22 protein-coding genes are annotated in these 20,676 nt (G+C 37.8%); 13 read left to right on the forward strand and 9 right to left on the reverse strand.

Annotation, left to right across the window (positions count from 1 at the left end):
* Nucleotides 1-52: 52 nt before the first annotated feature.
* Nucleotides 53-1,774: a M3 family oligoendopeptidase gene (locus EGI26_RS08690; protein WP_255077743.1), complete on the forward strand. Its 1,722-nt coding sequence runs from the start codon at nt 53-55 to the stop codon at nt 1,772-1,774.
* Nucleotides 1,775-1,835: 61 nt separating this feature from the next.
* Here the strand turns inward: EGI26_RS08690 and EGI26_RS08695 are convergent, their stop codons facing one another.
* Together EGI26_RS08695 and EGI26_RS08700 are read right to left on the reverse strand one after the other, a co-directional pair.
* Nucleotides 1,836-2,336: a hypothetical protein gene (locus tag EGI26_RS08695; RefSeq protein WP_255077744.1), complete on the reverse strand. Its 501-nt coding sequence runs from the start codon at nt 2,334-2,336 to the stop codon at nt 1,836-1,838.
* A 158-nt stretch (nt 2,337-2,494) separates the two neighbouring features.
* Nucleotides 2,495-2,983 (reverse strand): GAF domain-containing protein, encoded by a 489-nt coding sequence (locus tag EGI26_RS08700; RefSeq protein ID WP_255077745.1) that lies wholly within the window; start codon nt 2,981-2,983, stop codon nt 2,495-2,497.
* A 94-nt stretch (nt 2,984-3,077) separates the two neighbouring features.
* Here EGI26_RS08700 and EGI26_RS08705 point away from each other — a divergent pair, with 94 nt between their 5' ends.
* The 5 genes from EGI26_RS08705 to EGI26_RS08725 all read left to right on the forward strand — a co-directional run bounded on the left by EGI26_RS08705 (nt 3,078) and on the right by EGI26_RS08725 (nt 6,137).
* A complete protein-coding gene (locus EGI26_RS08705; RefSeq protein WP_255077746.1) occupies nt 3,078-4,013 on the forward strand; it encodes a carbohydrate kinase family protein in 936 nt (311 codons plus the stop codon).
* 61 nt (nt 4,014-4,074) lie between these two features.
* Nucleotides 4,075-4,737, forward strand: a complete 663-nt coding sequence (locus EGI26_RS08710; RefSeq protein WP_255077747.1) for a hypothetical protein — start codon at nt 4,075-4,077, stop codon at nt 4,735-4,737.
* 169 nt (nt 4,738-4,906) lie between these two features.
* Nucleotides 4,907-5,311, forward strand: coding sequence for a transcriptional regulator (locus EGI26_RS08715; protein ID WP_255077748.1), 405 nt, complete (start codon nt 4,907-4,909; stop codon nt 5,309-5,311).
* Between the two features lie 49 nt (nt 5,312-5,360).
* Nucleotides 5,361-5,729 carry a DoxX family protein gene (locus EGI26_RS08720; protein ID WP_255077749.1) on the forward strand — a complete coding sequence of 123 codons (369 nt, stop codon included), beginning with the start codon at nt 5,361-5,363 and terminating at the stop codon, nt 5,727-5,729.
* A gap of 42 nt (nt 5,730-5,771) precedes the next feature.
* The gene (locus tag EGI26_RS08725; protein ID WP_255077750.1) at nt 5,772-6,137 is read left to right on the forward strand and encodes a DoxX family protein; all 366 of its coding nucleotides are present in this window, start codon (nt 5,772-5,774) and stop codon (nt 6,135-6,137) included.
* A 62-nt stretch (nt 6,138-6,199) separates the two neighbouring features.
* Here the strand turns inward: EGI26_RS08725 and mazG are convergent, their stop codons facing one another.
* Together mazG and EGI26_RS08735 are read right to left on the reverse strand one after the other, a co-directional pair.
* A complete protein-coding gene (gene mazG / locus EGI26_RS08730) occupies nt 6,200-7,015 on the reverse strand; it encodes a nucleoside triphosphate pyrophosphohydrolase (RefSeq protein ID WP_255077751.1) in 816 nt (271 codons plus the stop codon).
* 1 nt (nt 7,016) lies between these two features.
* The gene (locus EGI26_RS08735) at nt 7,017-7,634 is read right to left on the reverse strand and encodes a thioredoxin family protein (protein ID WP_255077752.1); all 618 of its coding nucleotides are present in this window, start codon (nt 7,632-7,634) and stop codon (nt 7,017-7,019) included.
* Between the two features lie 131 nt (nt 7,635-7,765).
* On the opposite strand from EGI26_RS08735, the gene EGI26_RS08740 reads away from it, so the two are divergent.
* Nucleotides 7,766-9,244 carry a zinc-binding dehydrogenase gene (locus tag EGI26_RS08740; RefSeq protein ID WP_255077753.1) on the forward strand — a complete coding sequence of 493 codons (1,479 nt, stop codon included), beginning with the start codon at nt 7,766-7,768 and terminating at the stop codon, nt 9,242-9,244.
* Here the strand turns inward: EGI26_RS08740 and EGI26_RS08745 are convergent.
* On the reverse strand, nt 9,238-9,627 hold the full coding sequence (locus EGI26_RS08745; protein ID WP_255077754.1) for a VOC family protein: 390 nt from the start codon (nt 9,625-9,627) through the stop codon (nt 9,238-9,240). The two genes, EGI26_RS08740 and EGI26_RS08745, sit on opposite strands and share 7 nt — an antisense overlap.
* 124 nt (nt 9,628-9,751) lie before the next feature.
* Between EGI26_RS08745 and EGI26_RS08750 the strand changes: the two genes are divergently transcribed.
* Nucleotides 9,752-10,459, forward strand: a complete 708-nt coding sequence (locus tag EGI26_RS08750) for a 2-phosphosulfolactate phosphatase (RefSeq protein WP_255077755.1) — start codon at nt 9,752-9,754, stop codon at nt 10,457-10,459.
* A 69-nt stretch (nt 10,460-10,528) separates the two neighbouring features.
* Nucleotides 10,529-10,798, forward strand: coding sequence for a hypothetical protein (locus EGI26_RS08755; protein ID WP_255077756.1), 270 nt, complete (start codon nt 10,529-10,531; stop codon nt 10,796-10,798).
* Here EGI26_RS08755 and EGI26_RS08760 read toward each other — a convergent pair.
* The 4 genes from EGI26_RS08760 to EGI26_RS08775 form a co-directional block, all read right to left on the reverse strand.
* Entirely contained in the window at nt 10,795-13,158 is a 2,364-nt protein-coding gene (locus EGI26_RS08760) for a PA14 domain-containing protein (protein ID WP_255077757.1), read from the reverse strand. The two genes, EGI26_RS08755 and EGI26_RS08760, sit on opposite strands and share 4 nt — an antisense overlap.
* A gap of 5 nt (nt 13,159-13,163) precedes the next feature.
* The gene (locus EGI26_RS08765) at nt 13,164-14,678 is read right to left on the reverse strand and encodes a DUF1501 domain-containing protein (protein WP_255077758.1); all 1,515 of its coding nucleotides are present in this window, start codon (nt 14,676-14,678) and stop codon (nt 13,164-13,166) included.
* 3 nt (nt 14,679-14,681) lie between these two features.
* Nucleotides 14,682-16,568, reverse strand: coding sequence for a DUF1800 family protein (locus EGI26_RS08770; RefSeq protein ID WP_255077759.1), 1,887 nt, complete (start codon nt 16,566-16,568; stop codon nt 14,682-14,684).
* Nucleotides 16,569-16,661: 93 nt separating this feature from the next.
* Entirely contained in the window at nt 16,662-17,012 is a 351-nt protein-coding gene (locus tag EGI26_RS08775) for a YraN family protein (RefSeq protein WP_255077760.1), read from the reverse strand.
* A 101-nt stretch (nt 17,013-17,113) separates the two neighbouring features.
* Between EGI26_RS08775 and lipB the strand changes: the two genes are divergently transcribed.
* From lipB to EGI26_RS08795, 4 genes are all read left to right on the forward strand, one after another.
* A complete protein-coding gene (lipB, locus tag EGI26_RS08780) occupies nt 17,114-17,806 on the forward strand; it encodes a lipoyl(octanoyl) transferase LipB (protein WP_255077761.1) in 693 nt (230 codons plus the stop codon).
* Between the two features lie 4 nt (nt 17,807-17,810).
* Nucleotides 17,811-18,821, forward strand: a complete 1,011-nt coding sequence (locus EGI26_RS08785) for a dipeptide epimerase (RefSeq protein WP_255077762.1) — start codon at nt 17,811-17,813, stop codon at nt 18,819-18,821.
* A 169-nt stretch (nt 18,822-18,990) separates the two neighbouring features.
* Nucleotides 18,991-19,482 carry an META domain-containing protein gene (locus tag EGI26_RS08790; RefSeq protein ID WP_255077763.1) on the forward strand — a complete coding sequence of 164 codons (492 nt, stop codon included), beginning with the start codon at nt 18,991-18,993 and terminating at the stop codon, nt 19,480-19,482.
* 119 nt (nt 19,483-19,601) lie between these two features.
* Nucleotides 19,602-20,606 (forward strand): SMP-30/gluconolactonase/LRE family protein, encoded by a 1,005-nt coding sequence (locus EGI26_RS08795; RefSeq protein ID WP_255077764.1) that lies wholly within the window; start codon nt 19,602-19,604, stop codon nt 20,604-20,606.
* Nucleotides 20,607-20,676: the final 70 nt, after the last annotated feature.

Raw genomic sequence — 20,676 nt, forward strand, 5'->3', positions numbered from 1 at the left:
AAGACACATTATCATAAAGTGGTTTATAAATTTGTAAAAAATAAGATTTTTGATGAGCAACAGAATATTAGAGCGTAGAAAAAGACAATTTTTAGGGGAAGATTTTAAATTGGAATCGTGGGATTTGGTAAAACCATTTTATGAAAACCTCAAAACCAGAGAAATAAATTCTAAGGAAGAATTTGTAAAATGGCTGAGAGACAGAAGTGAATTAGAGTCATATTTATCTGAAAATATGGCTTGGCGTTATATTAAAATGACCTGTGATACTTCAGATCAGGAAAATCAGAAAGCATACCAGTTTTTTGTAGAGGAAATTTCGCCCAATACTGCAGTTTATTCAGATGAACTGAATAAAAAGTCATTGGCTCTGGCCGAAAGATACAATTTATCGGGTGAAGGATACGATATAATGTTGCGTGGCTTGAGAAAGTCTGTTGAGATTTTCAGAGAAGCCAATATTGAATTAGACACTAAAATCCAGCTAAAACAAACCGAATATCAGGGAATTACAGGAGGCATGACCGTTGAGATTGATGGAGAAGAAGTGACCATGCCCAAAGCCGGAACGTTTTTGCAGGCTGTAAAACGTAGCACTAGAGCGGAAGCTTGGTTGAAAATATCCGAAAGGCGATACAGTGAAAAAGACAAATTAGACGTGATATTTAACGAATTGAGAGATTTGCGTCATCAAGAAGCTCTCAATGCTGACTTTAAAAACTTCAGAGATTACATGTTTGCGGCCATGGGTAGGTTTGATTACACACCTGCCGATTGCTTTGCTTTTCATGAGGCAGTGGCCGAAACTGTAGTGCCGATAGTTAATGAAATGACAACAGAACGCAAAGAAAAGCTTGGACTTGGAGAGCTAAAACCGTGGGATTTGAAAGTGGATGCCGAAGGCAGATCGGCTCTTAAGCCGTTTCAAAACGGAAAAGAGCTGTTGGACAAAACCGAAGTTTGTTTTGAAAAAATTGACCTTAAACTTTCGGAATACATCAAAATCATGCGTGAAATGGGGCATTTTGATGTAGAATCTCGCAAAGGAAAAGCTCCGGGCGGTTATAATTATCCCTTGGAAGAGATTGGAGTTCCTTTTATATTCATGAATGCTACAGATAGTGTGAGGGATTTAGTGACGATGGTACACGAAGGCGGTCATGCGATTCATTCCTTTGAGGTGAGAAACCTACCTATCAACGCATTCCGAAATCCAACCATGGAAGTAGCCGAGCTGGCTTCTATGAGTATGGAACTGATATCGATGGAGCATTGGGATACGTTTTTCGAAAATGAAAAAGACCTGAAAAGAGCCAAAATAGAGCATCTCGAAGATATTTTGGCTGCATTGCCTTGGATAGCGACGGTGGACAAATTTCAACATTGGATTTACGAAAACCCGACACACACCGAGGACGAAAGAAAGTCTGCTTGGATGCAAATAAACGGAGCGTTTTCAGATACTGTTACCGATTGGTCTGGTTTTGAGCATTTCAGGGAATATTCGTGGCAACGCCAACTGCACATTTATGAGGTGCCATTTTATTATATAGAATACGGTATGGCTCAGCTAGGTGCCATTAGTGTTTGGAGAAATTACAAAAAAGACCCAAAAGCTGGACTAGATGGCTATTTGGCTGCTCTAAAATTGGGTTATACCAAAACTATCAAAGAAATATACGAAGCCGCAGGCATCAAATTCGACTTCTCGAAAGCTTATATAGCTGAACTCATGGATTTTGTGAAAGGTGAATTGGCTGCTTTGAAGGCTTGAGTGAACAAAGAAGTATCTCAACCTTGATAGAGTGAGATACTTCTTTAAAAATTCATTTTTTTTATTTTGACAAATCAACCACAGAACTTTCGGTCAATTTGAGTGTGTTCATCACATTCTGTAAATTATTTTTATCCACCATACTGGCAAATTTTCCCGGAACAATTACCACCCTGAAAGTCTTGCCCAATCTCCAAGAATTATTCAGTCTCATTCTATCAAAATTGGCATCAAGAAATATACTAAAGTCTACTTTTGTAAAGTCAAAATTATACTGATGAATGCCATTGTCAGAGGTATAAATTTGCGGAAGCGGTTTCCAGATATCGGCTCCATTTTTGTCTAAACCAACAAATTCATACACCAAAAGCACGTCAGAATCAAAAATAACTGGATTGAGATTATAGTAATTTCGGAAGCTGTTAGCCGGCGTAAAATCGGCTTTTACTTCAAAAACTTCAGCTAGAAGTTCGTTAGTAATAGGTTGAGGGTTTTCGTTAACAGTACAAGACTGAAACAATCCAGTTGAGAGCAGCAGTCCTAAAATTAATAGCTTTTTCATGATCGTAATTATTAAATGTTAAAATTCTATTTTTGAGATTTATCACTTAGATGCATGAAAAGCCACCTTGGTTTGCACAAAAATTAGGAACGCCTTTAAACTTTTTATAAAAGGCTTAGAATCAGTGTTAAGGAAAATGTTAATAGCGAAAAACAACTTCAAATTTTAGTTCCCAAAGCCTTTAAGAGTTTCTCTAGCCAAATTTTATCTACTTCCGAAAAGTCATTCAAAAGATCAGAATCTACGTCCAAAACACCACAAATTTCTCCTTTAGGATTGAACATTGGAACTACAATCTCTGATTTTGAGGCCGAACTACAGGCAATATGACCAGGAAACTCATCTACGTTTGGTACAATTACGGTTTGCTTAGAGGAAAAACTGTGACCACATACGCCTCTGTCATAACGAATACGTGTGCAGGCAATAGGTCCTTGAAATGGTCCAAGAAGTAATTCTCCAGCCTGATTATCCATGTAAAAACCCACCCAGTAAAATCCGAAAGCCTGTTTTAAGGCCGCCGAAATATTGGCTAAATTGGCGATTAAGTCTGTTTCTGAAGATATTAGTGCCTCTATTTGCGGAATAACCACCTCATAAATTTTGGCTCTTTCAGTAGTTTCTGGAATGTATAAATTCTCTGCCATTAGAAGTTTTGTTTCAAAATGCTTAACAAAAATCCGCTTTTAAAGTTTGTTTTGGTCAGAAATTTCCCAATTTTTGTTTTCAAATACAAAACCTATGAACAAAAGAGAATACGGCTTAGTTGCGGTGGGTGAGCTACTAGGTGATTTTATCGGAACCGAAATAAGCACCAATCTTTACGATACCCAAAAATTTGAAAGATTCCAAGGCGGTAGCCCGGCCAATTTGGCTTCCAACATGGCTCGACTGGGATTTAAAACGGCCATAATAAGTGCAGTAGGGACCGATAATCTGGGAAAATATCTGGTAGAAAAAGTAACCGAGGCAGGAGTAGATACAAGTTTGGTCATCTATGACAAAACCGAACCTAGTAGCATAGTTTTGGTATCGAGAACCACAGGGACGCCTGATTTTATACCCTACCGCACAGCCGATCGGATGATAAACCCTGAAAATATTCCTGACGAATTACTTCAGAAATGCTCGGTTTTTCATACCACTTGCTGGCCTTTGAGTAAGCAGCCTTCACAAGCTTCGGTTTTAGATGCCGCCAAAAGAGCAAAAAAGGCAGGCTGCGTGTTGAGTGCAGATTTGAACTATGCCGAGAGAGTTTGGCCCGATAGAAAAGAAGCCCACGCCGTCATAAAAGATTTTCTATCAAACGGAGCCTTAATAAAACTAAGTGAAGACGACGCCGAACGCTTTTATGGACGTGTGGTAGAAATGAAAGAGGTATTCAAAGATTTTCACAGTTGGGGAGCCTCACTTATTTGCTATACTTTAGGAGGTAAAGGAAGTGTAGTTTCTGACGGTAAAGAATTGGTTTTCAAGAAACCTGAAGCCATAAATGTTGTGGATGCTACGGGTGCAGGCGACTCGTTTTGGTCTGGTTTTTTGGCGGCTTATCTTTCAGGAAAGAATTCAAAAGAATGTGCTCAAGCAGGTGCCAATATGGCCAAAATAAAATTGACCACCATTGGGCCAATTAAACATGAGGTGAAGTTGGAGAGTCTGTTTTCAATTAAGATATAACAACAGTTGACAACTTTTAAAAAGTTGTCAACTGTATGCTAAACAATAAACTTAATCCTCAATGGCAAAAACCGAACACTATTTTACACAATTCGAAAGCAATGCATTTTATCATGTTTACAACCGTACAGTTGATAAAAGTAAGCTTTTTGCTAACCATGGGAACTACCTGTATTTTCTGAAAAAACTTGATGAATATCTTACTGACTTTGTCGAAATCTATTCTTATTGTCTTTTGGGCAACCATTTTCATTTGATGATCAGAGTTTTACCAGAAAAAACAATAAAAGAGAATTTATTAAAATATCAAACAGCAAATCCAGACCGAATTTTAAGCTCTTCTAAAACCAAGATTTCAGAAAAATCTGTAAGTGAAATAATAAGTCACCAATTTAAAAAATTCTTCCAAGCGTATGCTATGGCTTATAATAAACAGCAAAATAGAGTGGGAACACTGTTTCAAACTCCTTTTAAAAGAGCTTTGGTAGAAAAAACCGAATATTTCAAATCGTTGGTTTACTACATTCATGCCAATCCCAAACTCCATGGATTAACCAAAGATTTTACCACCTATGAATGGAGTTCGTATCGAAGAATATTGATAGAAACCAATTCAAAACTTAAAAAAACAGAACTGTTAGAATGGTTTGGAGGGAGAGATGGTTTCCTTGAATATCATGGTTCAGAAAAGGATTTTAAAAACGAAAAGGATATAGAAGATTAGTTTTCATACCCAAAAAACGAATATTCAATGTGCTATATATTAAATCCTATTCTTAGTATTTCTAGCAAAACCACACTTATTTGTCGCTAAATACCCATATTCTGTCATAAATCCATCCCACAATTTGCTCATAACTCCCCTAATTTTGACAAAATTTAATTTGAGATATATGGAAGACTACATTTTTGAAAATAACATACTTTTTGCTTGTAAAAGAGCCAGCAAGTTCCCCGAAGGAGTTCAAGAAGCATTTGAAGCATTACATGCGGATATCCCTTTTTCGACAGACCGAAAATTCATGAGTATGTCGTGGATGAATGAGTCCGGCGGAATAGTTTATCTTGCCGGAGCAGAGTTGCTCGACGGAGAATCTTTTCCTAATCTCGAAATTTTTCATTTCAAAAAAGCGAAATATCGAGGTACTGCTATCGAAGATTTCATGAAAGATATACCGAAAATCGGTCAACTTTTTCAAACCTTATGGAGAGATCCCGAAATAGACCCCGATGGATATTGTGTAGAATGGTATTTTAATGAATCAGACGTGAAGTGTTTCGTGAAATTAAAAGATTGAACTCATTTGAAAAATTTTGAGTTTAAAAAATCATAAACCCTATATAAATATGAAAAAAGACAAAATCATTTATTGGATTTCTACGGGATTCATTTTTTTGTTTGAAGGAGTTATGCCTGCACTCACTTCTCAAACTGAACTTGCTAAAGAAGGTATTGCACATTTAGGTTATCGACCTTATTTTGGAGTAATGCTCGTAATCTTTAAAGTTTTAGGTGCTTTGGCCCTAATTCTGCCCCAAGTTCCGGCAAAAGTTAAAGAATGGGCTTATGCGGGATTTGGGATTGTATTTATAGCTGCATTTGTAGGTCATGCCTCAATTGACGGACTAAACGGCATGTCATTTTTCCCCTTGGTTGTTTTCGGGATAATGATTGTTTCTTACATTTATTATCACAAATTGAGAAACCAAAACTAGCAGATTTTATATTTTCTTACAATAATTTAACCCCTTAGCACTATGAAAAAAGACAAGATTATTTATTGGGCAACAACTGCCATTATCGCAGTAATGGTAGGTTTTATGCCATTGGTTATGTGGAACAATCCTGAAGGCAAAGTAATGATGGAGCACTTGGGCTATCCCGAATATTTTGGTACAATGTTAAATATTTTCAAAATATTGGGTGGTGTTGCTCTTTTGGTTCCTCAAATACCTAACAAAATCAAAGAGTGGGCATACGCAGGTTTTGGATTTGACTTCATTGCAGCTTTGGTAAGTTTGGTGGCAGTTGATGGCATCAAAGTCGAAACAGTTGCAGCACCAGTTGTGTTTTTTGCTATTTTAGCTGTTTCGTATATTTACAAAGGCAAATTGGCAAAATAATTCATTTTGAACATTACAGTTGACGACATTTAAGATGTTGTCAACTGTAAATCTATAAACCATCAAATCTTCTTCGCTTCTTCCCAAAAAACGTCCATCTCAGCCAAAGTCATATCCGATAGCTTTTTGTTCATTTCTGAGGCCTTGGATTCTAAATATTGGAATCTTTTGATGAATTTCTTATTGGTTCGCTCTAAGGCGGTTTCAGGGTTAATATCTATAAATCGGGCATAGTTTACAAGTGAAAACAAAACATCTCCAAACTCGGCCTCCGCTTTTTCTTTATCAATGGTTTCTTGGGTTTCGGCATTGAAATGCTCTTTAAACTCTTCCATTTCTTCCTCTACTTTGGCCCAAACCTGTGATTTTTCTTCCCAATCGAATCCTACACCACGGGCTTTTTCTTGAATTCTCATGGCTTTTACCAAGGCTGGCAATGATTTTGGAACGCCTCCCAAAACTGACTTATTTCCTTCTTTGAGCTTGAGTTGCTCCCAGTTCTTCTTTACTTCTTCCTCATCAGCTACCACCACATCACCATAAATATGCGGATGGCGATTGATAAGTTTTTCACAAATGCCGTTCAGTACGTCAGCTATGTCAAAATCCTCAGTTTCGGAGCCAATTTTGGCATAAAAAACCAAGTGCAGCATAATATCACCCAACTCCTTTTTGATATCCTGAAGGTCGTTTTCAAGAATGGCATCGGAGAGTTCATAGGTTTCTTCAATGGTCAAATGGCGAAGACTTTCGAGCGTTTGTTTTCGATCCCAAGGGCATTTTTCACGAAGATCGTCCATGATATCGAGTAGTCGATTAAACGCTAAGAGCTCGTTTGATCTATTTTTTGGGATGATGGGCGGTAGTTTTACTGACATATTATTTCCACCTGATGGCACAGCCAATAGGTTTTGTTTGTTCGGTGATGATGGGTTTGTTTTCGGAAAGACTCTGTAGGGCGTCCTCTAAATAATTTTTAGTGATACCGCTCGGATCCTGCGGGTTATCGTCTATAGCTCCTGAATATTTAAGAAAATACTTGAAGCCTTCTTTTTTTACTACAAAAGCATGGGGCATCCGTAAAGCTCCAAAAACCTTAGCAACAGACTGTTTTTCGTCTCTTAAAATCGGAAAAACGAAACCCTTTTCTTTAGCTCTAGCCTGAATATTTTCCAATTTATCTTCCTCATAAGCTTCTGCGTCGTTGGGATTTATAGCTATTACAGGATACGATTTCAGCGTATATTTTTTGTCGATGGCTATAAGTCTGTCTTCATAACTTTTAGAAAACGGGCAGTAATTGCTCGTAAAAACAACAATAAAACCTTTGGCTGAAGGAAATGATGAGAAAGAATATAGCTTTCCGTTGATACTTCTAAGTGAAAAATCCTTCACTTCGTCTCCAATTTTATAAGCAGCTACGGCTGAAACTTTGTTTGCTTTTTCTGTAAAACTCAAAAACAAAATGGAAAGAAGTATTAAAATGCGAAAATGCATAATTGGTTTTTTAAAATAAAACGAAGGTTTACAATTAAATGATGCTTCAAATGTTTCATCAAAATTAATATAAAACCAAAGATTTCTTAGATTTGAGAATCGAATATTTCCAAAAGCCTTAAATAACGACTATGAAAGCCTTGCTTTGCACCCATTTCGGACCAGCCGAAAATCTCGTTTTCCAGGAACTTCCAAGTCCAGAGCCAAAAGAAAACGAGGTTTTGATAAAAGTGGCAGCTTGCAGTGCCAATTTCCCTGACACGCTCATTATTGAAAACAAATATCAGTTCAAACCTGAATTGCCATTCTCGCCAGGCGGAGAAGTGGCGGGTGTAGTTTTGAAAATAGGCGAAAATGTAAAAACTCTGGCCGTAGGCCAAAGAGTTTTCGCTTTGTGCGGCTGGGGTGGCTTTGCGGAGCAAGTTTGTGTGAGTTCTGACCGAGTTTTTCCTTTGCCTAGCTACATGGATTACGTATCAGGGGCTAGTTTGATGTACAATTTTGGCACCTCTTACCATGCACTTAAGAACAGAGCACATTTGCAAAAAGGAGAAACACTACTCGTTTTAGGAGCTGCTGGTGGAGTAGGTTTAGCTGCCGTAGAACTTGCAAAACTGATGGGAGCAAAAGTAATAGCTGCTGCTTCGACTGACGAAAAGCTGGCCATTTGCAAAGAGAAGGGAGCCGATTTTGTAATAAATTATGAAACCGAAGACCTCCGAGAAAAAATAAAAGAATACACCCAAGGCAAAGGTGTTGATGTAATTTATGACCCAGTAGGAGACAAATATGCTGAGCCTTCATTGCGAAGCATGGCTTGGAATGGCCGATACTTGGTAGTAGGTTTTGCTGGAGGAGAAATTCCGAAACTGCCATTTAATTTGGCTTTGCTAAAAGGGTGCTCAGTAGTTGGCGTATTTTGGGGACAATTCTCAAAACTTCAACCTAGAGAAAACTTTGAGAACATAACAGAACTGGCCCAATGGTTTAAAGAAGGAAAACTAAAGCCTCACATTTTCAAAAAGTATAGTTTAGAAGACTCCGCCCAAACCTTGGTGGATTTTAGAGAGAGAAAAGTGGTTGGAAAAGCCATTGTAGTTTGTGATAAAAGCCTTGTAAATGAACCATTAGAAAGTATTTCTGAAACCGTAAAAACTAAGAAAATTTTCCAAAGTTTTGAAGAAATCAAAAACACTGTTGGAGAAATAATAGGTGAAAGTGCGTGGTTGAAAATTACGCAAGAAATTATTGACGACTTTGCAAAATCAACCTTTGATGAACAATGGATACATGTAAATCCTGAAAAAGCAGCTCAAAGTCCGTTTGGAAGTACCATAGCTCATGGACTATTAACCTTGTCACTCAGTCCAAAGTTTTTGGGAGACATTTACGAAGTAAAAAACTCCAAAATGGGTATCAACTATGGCTCAGACAAAGTGCGGTTTCTACAACCCATAAAAGTAAACTCCAATATAAAAATGGTAGCCAAGCTTCTTGAAGCTATTGATGCTCCAAACGGAGGGTTAAAAATGAAAATAGAGGCTACCTATTTTGTCGAAAATAACCCTCGGTCCGTATGTGTGGCAGAGCTTTTGAGCGTGATTTATTGAGGAACCGAATGAACCCCAATCCTATTTCCTTCGGTATCGATAAAAACACCCATATAGCCGTTGTCTTCAGATATTAAGGTCTTAGGAATAGTAACCTTGCCTCCAGCCATTTCAACTTTTGAAAGCACAGAATCTACATCAGGATTGGCGTTGAGATAAATTAATGGCCCGTGGCTTTCTGAGGAAAAATAAAAACCCGGACTTGTTTTTACCAGTGCTCCACCAACGCCAGTTGCTGGATTGGAAATGGGAAATAACCTCATCTGGAAACCCGGAAATTCCATTGGAATCATCTGAATTTCGAAAATCGTCTCATAAAACTTTTGAGCTCTATCCAAATCTTCTGCTGGTATTTCGAACCAACTTATGGCGTTATCTTTCATTTGTTTTACATTCTTGTTAAGTAAAGTTATCAATTTTTCTAAATTACATTTTCCAAAAACTAAAAATATTTTGATCAGAAAAACTCACATATTTATACTTTTGCCTAATTTTTAAAAATCATAAATGAAAAATATAGACGTTTGTCTGTCTCCTGACCTTCTGCATTTGCACAAAATCAACAATTCTATAGTTGTTGTCACTGATATTTTTAGAGCCACTTCGTGCATGGTAACTGGTTTTGCTTATGGCGTAAAAAGCATAATACCTGTAGCCACAGTGGAAGAATGTAAAACCCTCCAAAACATGGGATATGTAGCCGCAGCTGAAAGAAATGCAGAAAAAGTTGAAGGATTTGATTTAGATAACTCACCATTTAGCTACATGGATGAGCGACTAATTGGTGGAAAAATAGCGATGACTACCACAAACGGTACATTATCGATTTCAAAAGCTAAAACAGATGCCGTAAAAGTGATTGTTGGTGCGTTTTTGAATTTGGCGGCGGTGGTAAATCACCTTAAAAATCAACCTTATGATGTGTTGGTGCTATGTGCTGGCTGGAAAGGCCGCCCTAACCTTGAAGACACGCTCTTTGCGGGTGCTGTGGTAGAAGCTTTGAAAGACGAATATTTTGTGTCAGAAGATTCGGCTATTTTGGCCATGCGAACTTATCAACAAGCCAAAAATGATATGTTGGGTTATCTTGCAAACTCATCACATATTCGTAGGTTGCAAGGCTTGGGAATAAACAAAGACATCAGTTATTGTCTGCAGAAAGACCTTTACGATGTGCTGCCTGTTTTGAGAGGAAACGAATTAGTGGTTCATTGAGAATGTATAGAACACGGATTAACACAAATTAGACACAGATTTTATTTTAAAATATTTTCTAATCAAACTATGGCATCTTCATTCAACATCGACTATCCAGGCTCGGCATCGGATTTTGTAGTAAACGCAACCAAAGCTATCAAAACAAAGGGTGGCATTTTTACAGGTGACCAAAACAGTGGTACATTTGCACTAAAAACCCTCATTGGCTCTGTAAAAGGTGGCTATAAAGTTATTTCGGGAGTTGGTTCTGAAACAAAAGTTGCCATCACCATCAACCAAAAGCCTATGCTCGTGCCCATGTCGAAAATACAAGAAGTTATAGAAGGTTACTTTTAAGGCACTTCAAAAAACTCTGAAACTACATTCTTATTGATTTTAAGCATAATTTCATACTTGCCTTTCTGTAGTTTGTTAGTTGGAACTAGCTTGGTCTGTGTACCGAGATTTTCTTGAAAAGCATCTACTAAAGTAACTACAATGTTTCCTTTAGCAGTTTTTAATTGTAAAAGAACATCCCCAGGTTCGTTGAGTCTATATATTACTTTTTTTGTATTTGTATTTTCTTCATCTACCATCAACCCTTTCATTGCGTTTTGCTCTTGAATTTGTTTCAGACCTAAAGCTACATTGGCTGAAAATTGTTGCAGAATACAGTTTTCTATCTCTGCAGAAAAGACCGCTGCATTTTTGACCTCAAATCCTGGCAAAAGCACAATACTATTACCTGCAGTAAACGAAATATTTTTGTTTGTTGGAATTAAGCTTATTGATTCTATTCGCTTTTGGGCAGCAAAAAGTGAATCTGTCAAGTTCATTTTGCCTAAAGCTAGCGTATCCGTACCGCAGCTTATATCCACACCTTTACAGTTGCAATTACCATCAAACTTGTCGTAAGAAGTTAATGGGTCTAAGTCATCGCATGGAGTATCTATTGCATTACAAAGTGCAGCATCAAATGTAATCTTACTAAACCCTGAACAAGTAGTGTCTCCGTGATTGTTTAAAGCTGAAATCAAAATGAATTTAGCTTTAGAATCATTAAAGTTTGGCCCAACAAATCCAGAATAGTCAACTAAGCCAGGAGCTTGTGGCCAAGTATATGTACCTCCAAGCGGTAGCCAATTTGTTCCATCAATCGAATAATCAATCACCACTTCTCTAAAACCTTTATTGGTTTGGTTTAACACGTTATAGTTCCAAACCCTCGCTTCTTTGAATTTATAAATATCATTAAAATCATACTTTATCCAATGTTGACTTGCACTTCGAGCTGGGTTAGGATTGGGTGCAGTAGAACAAGAGGTCCAAGAAGCCTCTTCTATCGGATTGAGATTGTCCGTTGGGCTACAGTCTGCATACATTTGATACTTTGCACCCAAGTCGTCACAATCTGGACCTGAACATGGCGTGCCTACACAATTACAATTTCCATCTATTCTGTCATTGTTTGTAAATACATTCCCGTCATCACAAAGTGTATTTTGAGCGATACAAGACACTTCACAATTGTAGTCGTAAATATAAAAATCAGGGATTTTTTTCCATGTTCGTTGAGGATGGAAAGGCGTTTTCCAAAACAAATGAAAATGGTCACGCCAAGAGTTTTCTTTGTGTCTAAATTCGAAATAGTAGTATTTGCCTTTTTCAAGAAATACTGGTCCCGAATTCTGCAAAACAGAATAATTGTGCTCGTACTCTCCAATGCCATAGAATGCAAACATCTGGTGGTTTTGCTTATATTCTATAGAATCGTTTTTACTCATAAAAAAGAACGTTTGGTTATCTCCTGTGAGATTAAACTCATAGTTTCCAGTAACTGGCACAGTCAAATAGCCTTGTATTAAAGTACCATAGTTATCATAAGTTGATTGTTTTAATGGCCCATACGCCCCTTTTAGTTTCTCCATTTTATCAGGCACTAATGGAAACTTTGGAGCATTTATTAAGTCGTTTTCTACATAAGATCCCGGAATATTTTCATAATAATAGGCTTCCAGTAATCCCTTTTGTCCGATACAAGCATTAGAGGAAGGAGTTGTACCTATGCAGTTACAAAAGCCATCTTGTTGGTCGCCGACCGTTTGGGCATTATTATCATTACAAGGAGTCCCTCTAGTTGGGCAAGTTGTTCCACAAGCGTATTCATAAATAGAATTAAAATCCACCACTGTCCAAACCGTTTCCGCGTTTTTCTTCCAAAATAAAGTAGCAAAATCTCCATATCCTCCCTCAAAGTTGAGTATTTCAAAATAGTAATATTGACCACCAACTAACGTAATCACAGATGAAGTCTGTTGCGGGTATTTGTTATATTCATTAGTTCCAGTGTATCCTGGCACTTCGGCTCTTTTAGTCTTACTTTGAGGATTTGTGTCGTTGCTCAGAAAAAACAATGCTCTATCATCGCCTGTGAGATTGAAAGTATAGGTAGCAGTGGTTGGAACTTTTATAAAACCTCGAACCATTCCAGCATAATAATCTGTGTAATTGCTAGGTGTACTTAGCGTGGGGATCATCTGGAAACCGTCGGGTGTTTCTGGAAAAAACTCCATTGCATAAAGTGAATTTGTGTCTGGTGTACTTGTAAAACCTGACCAATAACTCCATTTTACTTGACCAGAAGGACCTATACAACTTTGACTTTTTGCATAAAAACTACCAAAAAATAACAATATAAAATAAATGTTTTTTTTCATAATTATCAATATGTTAGGCAGTCTAAAGGATGATTTACGGTTGATATTGGACTTTGATTAAAATTCATAAATCCAATAGGATAATTGTTTGCTGAATATGAATAAAAATTACCCAAATTTGGTAAAACATAGCATAAGTCAGATGGACTCACCCCATACCAGAGAGCTAACTCTGCATACATTTCGTCCGTAGAAACAGTAGGAATGAAGTTTCCACGATAAGAAATATTTCGACTATTTAAATTGCTCAAATCCATTTTAGGATATGCTCCAAAAATACGGCCGCCATTTACAGCCCCGCCCATTATCATATTATTTCCTCCCCATGCATGATCTGAGCCGTTTCCATTTGACGTAAGCGTTCGGGCAAAATCTGAAATGGTAAAAGTTGTTACATTTTCAGAAATCCCTAACTCCACAGTACTATCATAAAAGGCTTTCATAGCCTGGCTTACTACTGGCAATTTACTATTTAACCCTCCAAGCAGGCCATCATGCATATCCCAACCCCCGTAGTTTACAAAGAATATCTGACGTTTTGTACCAAGCTGCTGCCTAACGCTCATCACTTTTGTAATTGCTGCCAAGTCGCTAGCCAAAGACGTATTTGGAAAAGGAGTGGTAATAGTTGGAACTCTTTTTAGTGCCTCTTTGAAAAGTTCAAAAGACGCCATACTTTCCTTGGCTGTGGCAGAATATGTTTTTTGTAACAAATTTGAATACGTTTGCCCAACAAGACTATCAATAGCATTTGTCCGCATTTCTTGCAACAAGCCTTGGTTTCCCCACCAACTAGGAAATGACTGCAAACCTACATTATTCGGATCCACATTATCGCTTATGGAATATTCTGAAACCGATTGCCCTCTTTGAAAGATATTTTTGCCTGCTAGAGAAATATTCATTGAAATACCATTGTTGGCGTTGTTGGCATTCAACAAATCAGCCATTCTTCCTCCAACTCCTAATGCATCCCGGCTTTGCGGGACAGATGTTTGCCATTGCATTATTTGGTCAGAATGAGAATAAATACCTAATGGAATTTTCTTAAGTGAGTTCCTGTACTCATTTGGTGTAAGTATAGGTTCTATCAAAGTACCAATATTTGACGTAAAAGACAATTTGCCGGCATTGAACAAATCTCTAACGCCACCCATTTGTGGATGTACACCAAACGCTGTATAAGCACACGTTTGCCCTCTAAAACTAGAGCATTGTGGATTATTTAGTGCTAAAAAACTTGCAGGCGTCTGTGCCACAGCAAGGTCTGTTCTGAGGGCTAAATATTCAGAAAAACCATTATCGCCATTAACAGTAGTACCTGTAGGCATCAACATATTAAAAGAATCTATACCACCAGAAAAAAGGATGCAAACTATAGCCTTATAATCCTCTCCCGGAGCATTCTTATTAAATGTTGTGAGTCCATTCAAGGCACCTAAACTCGTCAATGAACTAAGAAGTGTAGTACTCCCCATAGCACCGCATCCCATATTCTTAATGAAATTTCTTCTGTTCATTTATTATTTGTTTATTAGGTAATCAGGAGCAATCATTATAAGAAAAATCCCCATTCTAAGTCTTCTATCTGCTAAAGTTGGATCAGGAACACCATTTACATCAAAAGTGATTGGCATTGAAAGAAGGACATTTTGTATAATAGACATGTTTTCTGACTTTATTCTTCCCTGTGCTAAAATGAGGTTGTATTTATCCAAAAATTCTTTAATGCGATTGTCTTTAGCGAGTATATAGTCTGCTGTGATATCAAATCTTGGTTCTTGATCCGACTTATAAAATTCGCCGCTAAAAATGCTCCAATATTCTACCGGATCATTAGAAATTATCCATTTATGCAAAGCATTCATATAATTTGAAAAAGATAAGGAATTGAGCATTTGAAACTCAGGCCCAACTTTTCCTGCAGCTTGTAAAGGACCGCCAGGAACATACCCTGGCTGATAAAAATTAAATACGGAAGGTGAATAAAGTGGCTTTTGTTCAATTCTATCATACAAATCCACCATTACGTTTCTGTAAATCCCGCTTTGATTGGTCAATCCCATACCATTTATAAGATTCATGTATCTCAAAAAAGGCTCTCTTAAGTGGCCATAGGCTGTGTTTTCTTTTTCAGCACAACAATCTCTGGCCTCGGGGTCAAGTAAAATTGCTCTCACAACGGCCCTCAGGTCTCCTCTTGCCCCAGCTCCATTATTATTGAAAATCGCGGCTACCCTGTCTATAAACTCAGGAGATGGATTTGAACTTACCAAATGCTGAATAAGCCTTTTTGCAATAAAAGGACCAACATTTGGATGATTAAAAATAATATCTAGAGCATCCCGAATATCAAGTTCGCCATCAGCTAATGGTCTGGCTGGAATGGTTTGATTTAGAAAAGTCTTAGAACCTGGCTCATGACCATTCACAATTCTCCACGTGGTAGGGTTTGCCCACCACCTTGTATATTTTTCGCTGGAGTCTACAGGAAAAAACTTCAATCGTTTGGTATAACTCCAGTCATTAACATTATTATTATCACCAAGATATCTGCTATGAGACCAAGACAATCCCGTAAAAACTTTTGCAAGGTTACCTATATCATCGTTGTCATAAGTTGGAATTGACTTTCCGTTTATATCTTTCTTTTCTGTTCCGTTATTATTTATCTCAAATAAACCGATCGAAAACAATTGCATAATTTCTCGTGCATAATTTTCATCAGGAAAAACCCGTTTTGTTCCCAAAGTATCCGTAGCATGGTTATTCAAATAGGTTAAGTAAACGGCCATTGCAGGATGATAAGTAACGCTATCAATCAAACTTCTATAGTTTCCAAAAGCATTCTTATTCAGCATATCGTAATAGCTCGCCAATGCGTAAGGATTATTATCAAAAGCCGAAATTCTAGAAGTTACAAATATCTCACTTAGAGCCAGACTTACTCTCCAGCGAAGTCTGTCAGAAGACACCATGTTGGCTTGAAACCAAGCCACATCAAAGGCCCAATCATCAATAAATACATTGCTTAAAGTATAATTTCCTGTAGGGTTTTTTAGATATAAAGAATCCACCATACTTTGGTGCATGTTTTGCACATAATTCTGTAGGTTGAAACTAGGATTCATAGCAAATTGACTATCCAGCCAAGATTCAATCCCCTGATTCTGAATCCCTTGGATTTCAGACAATTTTGGACCTAAGGTAGCTTGAGAAAGAAATCGTGAACTGGCTTTGGGATTGGGCATATAGCCCGTACTCATGAGGGTTTTTATTCCATTTGAAGCATTGGAGCTGGCATTTACAGTAACTCCCTTTATATTTCCTTTTCCAAAAACCTTGGTAGATTGGGCAATCGAAGTCTGAAAGCACAGCAAAAGCGTTGCTAAGAGTAAATTGTTTTTCATCGGCAGAGCATATAATGGGTAATAAACCTTTCAGATTATATGCAATTTCGTTGCCACACTTTAAAAACAGGTTAAAATTATATTAAAAGCACCTTAAAAAAACGCATCCTCGAAGTGAAGAATTTCGAACTTCGGTTTTTCGATTATAGAAATAAAGTCAAAGCGAGCCTCTCCGTGCCAAGGAAATTTATGCAAATACGCCTCTGCTCCTCGCTTTATGGCATTTTGTTTACCTTTTCCCATAGTTCCCTCTGGAAATCCGTAGTCGGCGTTCGTTTTCAGTCTGACCTCCACAAATACCAACATGTCTCCTTTCGAGCAAATAATGTCAATCTCGGAATTGTGCGAGGTAAAATTTCGTTCTTTTATTAAAAAGCCTTTGTCAGCCAGATATTTTACGGCGTAATCCTCACCTTCTTTTCCTTTGTCGAGTTTTTCGCTCATATTTGTGTTTGCTTTGGCTCAAAGGTATTTTATAATCAGTTTATTTCAAAAAAACAGCAAAAAAAGCCTTATTACGAGCCGATAATACTTCATATTTTATAATGAAAAACAAACAAGTAGAATTCATAAATTTAGGATTAATTGACTACAAAGAAGCTTGGGATTTTCAAGAAGAATATTTCAAGAAGGTAGTGGATATAAAAATACGAAATCGCACCAACGAAACCCAAGAAACAACTCCTAATTATCTCATTTTCTGCCAACATCCACATGTATATACCTTGGGCAAAAGCGGCAAAATGGAGAATCTTCTGGTAGACGAAGCCGGTCTGGACGAGAAGGAAGCCAGTTTTTACAAAATTAATCGGGGCGGAGATATCACTTATCATGGGCCAGGGCAGTTGGTAGTTTATCCCATTCTCGACCTTGACAATTTTTTTACTGACATACACAAATACATGCGTTTTTTAGAAGAAGCCGTGATACAGACTTGTGCCGATTTTGGTATAAAAGCAGGAAGAATAGATGGCTTAACAGGCGTTTGGATAAACGACGACAACCCAAGGAAACTCTGTGCTATGGGCGTGAAATCTAGCCGCTGGGTAACTATGCACGGCTTGGCCTTAAATGTCAACACCGACTTGTCCTATTTTAGCAACATTGTGCCTTGTGGAATAGACGACAAAGCTGTAACTTCTTTCGAAAACGAATTGAAAATACCCATAAATCAGCAAGATGTAGCCGAGAAACTGAAAAATCATTTGGCTAATCTTTTTGAAATGGAACTCATCTGATTCAATGAAAATAAAAACCCATACCATCTCTCTCAAAAGCAAATATCCGTTCAGAATCGCTCACGGTGTCAGACACGAGACAGATACTTTTATAGTAGAGCTATCGGACAAAAAAATCACGGGTTTCGGAGAGGCCACGCCAGTTCCATATTATGGCATTACACCCGAAGTTATGGATGCTGTAATTGCCGAAAACCGCGAAATGATAGAAAACATAGTTTGGGAAAATCCTGCTAAATATTGGGAAGCATTGAATCCATTTATTGGGCATAATCATTTCGTGCAGTGTGCCATAGACATAGCCGCCTATGACATTTGGGGACAACGAAATGGCAAGCCTGTATTCAAAATGCTGGGTTTGGACAATTCGAAAGTGCCGTTTTCGAATTATACCATCGGTATAGACGAGATACCCGTGATGATTCAAAAAATGAAGGAATTTGATTTCCCGATTTATAAGATAAAACTAGGCACGCCCAACGACATAGAAATAGTAAAGGCCCTCAGAAAGGAGACTGAAGCTATTTTTAGAGTTGATGCCAACACTGGCTGGGGAATGGAAGAAACCATCAGAAACTCCGAGGAACTAGTAAAATTGGGTGTTGAGTTTATAGAACAGCCGCTTAAAGCCGACGATTTTGACAGCATCAAAGAGCTTATAAAACACACCAAATTACCAATAATTGCCGACGAAAGTTGTGTGGTAGAGGCTGATGTAGAAAAGTGTATTGGTCATTTTTCAGGTATAAATATCAAACTAGCCAAATGTGGTGGAATAACCCCAGCTCTTAGAATGATTAAGGCCGCACGAACCGCCAAAATGAAAGTAATGATGGGCTGCATGACCGAATCCAGTATCGGCATTTCAGCCATTGCCCAACTTTTGCCTATGCTTGACTATGTGGACATGGATGGAGCCATGCTCATAGCCAACGACCCCGCCGAAGGTGTAAAACTCGAAAAAGGCAGGATAATTTATAGCGAAAGAAATGGAATTGGGGCGTATTTGAAGTAAAATACTTGATTTAGGTAACCGATTTTTAGTAACCAAATAGTTACTAACTTTTTGGTTACTAAAAAAACATAATTATTTCTTCTTTATTGCAACCATTTGATGTAAATATTGGTCTAAAATAAAAATAACAATTTTCATGATTTACAAAGCACTATTAATTTGCCTTTTGATGCCAATTTTAAGAATAGACTCTTGTACCAAAGTAGAAGTACAAGCAGACACCGCCATTGCCATTAACTTAGAAGGCAAATGGGTTCTGAAACACAGATTTCTTGGCGATGCCATAGACACTCCATGTGGTTATGCCGTTACAAACGCTCGTGATATAACCCTAGAAGTGACTGACAATACTGAATCCAACGACGTAAATGAGCTAAGAATAACAGGAAATTCCGCAGTAAATATGTATTTTGGTGGACTAACTATCACGGGTTTCGACACTAACACTGGGATAGGTTCTATGAAAATAAGTACACTTGGAAGCACTAAAATGGCCGGAGCTCCAGAGCTAATGGAGTGCGAAACGGGGTACTTCAATATGCTCAATGAATCTGCTGAGTTTAGAATACAAGAAGGGCAATTGCATGTGGGAAGATTTAAAAAAGACACTGCACCTTCAAGAGATGGTGGAACATATTTTATTTACGAAAAGGCAAAATAAAATAGAATCGAATCGAGTAAAATGAGGAATATCAATCACTGGTATTCCTCATTTTTGTTTTAATTCTATAAAAAAACGTTAATTTTGATTTCGAAGACCTTAAAAAATCAACCTTAAAAATGAAAAAATTGATGTCTCTTTTGTCTGCAACTATTATTACTTATTCAGCTGTTGGTCAAACAAAAACCATCGGCAAGATTATCCAAAACGACCCAGAACTAGCAAAACTCTTAAACATTGAAGACAAACTCGAAGTGTTAGGAGAAGGCTTTGAATGGTCCGAAGGGCCAGTTTGGATAAAAGACGGTAATTATTTGCTCTTTTCTGATGTCCCCACGAACATTATCTATAAATGGAAAGAAGGTGAAAAAATCACTGAATTCCTCAATCCCTCGGGTTATACCGGAATAATGCCTTATAGCAACGAACCTGGTAGCAATGGCCTCACCATTAGTAACGATGGCAAACACCTCATAGCTTGCGAACATGGTGACAGAAGAGTCACAAAAATGCCTTTAGGAGGAAAGGGAGGAAAATTTACATTGGCCGATTCTTGGGAAGGAAAGCGTTTTAACAGTCCAAATGACGTAGTCGAATCCAAATCGGGCCAAATATATTTCACAGATCCACCTTACGGACTTCCAGACTTTGTGGACGACAAAAGCCGCGAAATTGAATACTTCGGTGTTTACAGAGTTTCTCCAAACAGAAAAGTTACGCTCGAAATAAAAGATTTGACAAGACCGAATGGCGTGGCTCTTTCGGCCGACCACAAAACTCTTTATGTGGCTCAGTCTGACGTTAAAGCCTATATCATGAGCTATCCCATCAATTCAGACGGAGGTGTTGGCAAAGGAAAACTACTTTTTGATGCTTCCTATCTGAACCAACAGGGACTTCAAGGAGCTCCTGACGGCCTAAAAGTAGATCAAAATGGAAATATATTCACAACTGGTCCAGGTGGCGTGCTCATCCTAAGCCCCGAAGGCAAGCTTTTAGGAAGGATTGAAACTGGTGCTGCCACTGCCAATTTGGCTTGGGGCGAAAACGGCAGCACACTATTTATAACTGCCGATATGTACCTCTTAAAAATAAAAACCAAAACAAAAGGGGCAAACTTTTGAGTGGCACTAATTTTGTAAAAAATAAAACAAATTAGAAAACTTTGATAATCAATGGGAATATTCCTATTTT

Origin of the sequence: Lacihabitans sp. CCS-44, from assembly GCF_024343735.1 — a bacterium.
Classification (GTDB): domain Bacteria; phylum Bacteroidota; class Bacteroidia; order Cytophagales; family Spirosomataceae; genus Leadbetterella.

Bases quoted from the DNA above. Each gene is read 5' to 3' on its own strand.
- EGI26_RS08690 (WP_255077743.1), top strand. From the start codon at position 53: ATGAGCAACAGAATATTAGAGCGTAGAAAAAGACAATTTTTAGGGGAA.
- EGI26_RS08695 (WP_255077744.1), bottom strand. From the start codon at position 2,336: ATGAAAAAGCTATTAATTTTAGGACTGCTGCTCTCAACTGGATTGTTT.
- EGI26_RS08700 (WP_255077745.1), bottom strand. From the start codon at position 2,983: ATGGCAGAGAATTTATACATTCCAGAAACTACTGAAAGAGCCAAAATT.
- EGI26_RS08705 (WP_255077746.1), top strand. From the start codon at position 3,078: ATGAACAAAAGAGAATACGGCTTAGTTGCGGTGGGTGAGCTACTAGGT.
- EGI26_RS08710 (WP_255077747.1), top strand. From the start codon at position 4,075: ATGGCAAAAACCGAACACTATTTTACACAATTCGAAAGCAATGCATTT.
- EGI26_RS08715 (WP_255077748.1), top strand. From the start codon at position 4,907: ATGGAAGACTACATTTTTGAAAATAACATACTTTTTGCTTGTAAAAGA.
- EGI26_RS08720 (WP_255077749.1), top strand. From the start codon at position 5,361: ATGAAAAAAGACAAAATCATTTATTGGATTTCTACGGGATTCATTTTT.
- EGI26_RS08725 (WP_255077750.1), top strand. From the start codon at position 5,772: ATGAAAAAAGACAAGATTATTTATTGGGCAACAACTGCCATTATCGCA.
- mazG (WP_255077751.1), bottom strand. From the start codon at position 7,015: ATGTCAGTAAAACTACCGCCCATCATCCCAAAAAATAGATCAAACGAG.
- EGI26_RS08735 (WP_255077752.1), bottom strand. From the start codon at position 7,634: ATGCATTTTCGCATTTTAATACTTCTTTCCATTTTGTTTTTGAGTTTT.
- EGI26_RS08740 (WP_255077753.1), top strand. From the start codon at position 7,766: ATGAAAGCCTTGCTTTGCACCCATTTCGGACCAGCCGAAAATCTCGTT.
- EGI26_RS08745 (WP_255077754.1), bottom strand. From the start codon at position 9,627: ATGAAAGATAACGCCATAAGTTGGTTCGAAATACCAGCAGAAGATTTG.
- EGI26_RS08750 (WP_255077755.1), top strand. From the start codon at position 9,752: ATGAAAAATATAGACGTTTGTCTGTCTCCTGACCTTCTGCATTTGCAC.
- EGI26_RS08755 (WP_255077756.1), top strand. From the start codon at position 10,529: ATGGCATCTTCATTCAACATCGACTATCCAGGCTCGGCATCGGATTTT.
- EGI26_RS08760 (WP_255077757.1), bottom strand. From the start codon at position 13,158: ATGAAAAAAAACATTTATTTTATATTGTTATTTTTTGGTAGTTTTTAT.
- EGI26_RS08765 (WP_255077758.1), bottom strand. From the start codon at position 14,678: ATGAACAGAAGAAATTTCATTAAGAATATGGGATGCGGTGCTATGGGG.
- EGI26_RS08770 (WP_255077759.1), bottom strand. From the start codon at position 16,568: ATGAAAAACAATTTACTCTTAGCAACGCTTTTGCTGTGCTTTCAGACT.
- EGI26_RS08775 (WP_255077760.1), bottom strand. From the start codon at position 17,012: ATGAGCGAAAAACTCGACAAAGGAAAAGAAGGTGAGGATTACGCCGTA.
- lipB (WP_255077761.1), top strand. From the start codon at position 17,114: ATGAAAAACAAACAAGTAGAATTCATAAATTTAGGATTAATTGACTAC.
- EGI26_RS08785 (WP_255077762.1), top strand. From the start codon at position 17,811: ATGAAAATAAAAACCCATACCATCTCTCTCAAAAGCAAATATCCGTTC.
- EGI26_RS08790 (WP_255077763.1), top strand. From the start codon at position 18,991: ATGCCAATTTTAAGAATAGACTCTTGTACCAAAGTAGAAGTACAAGCA.
- EGI26_RS08795 (WP_255077764.1), top strand. From the start codon at position 19,602: ATGAAAAAATTGATGTCTCTTTTGTCTGCAACTATTATTACTTATTCA.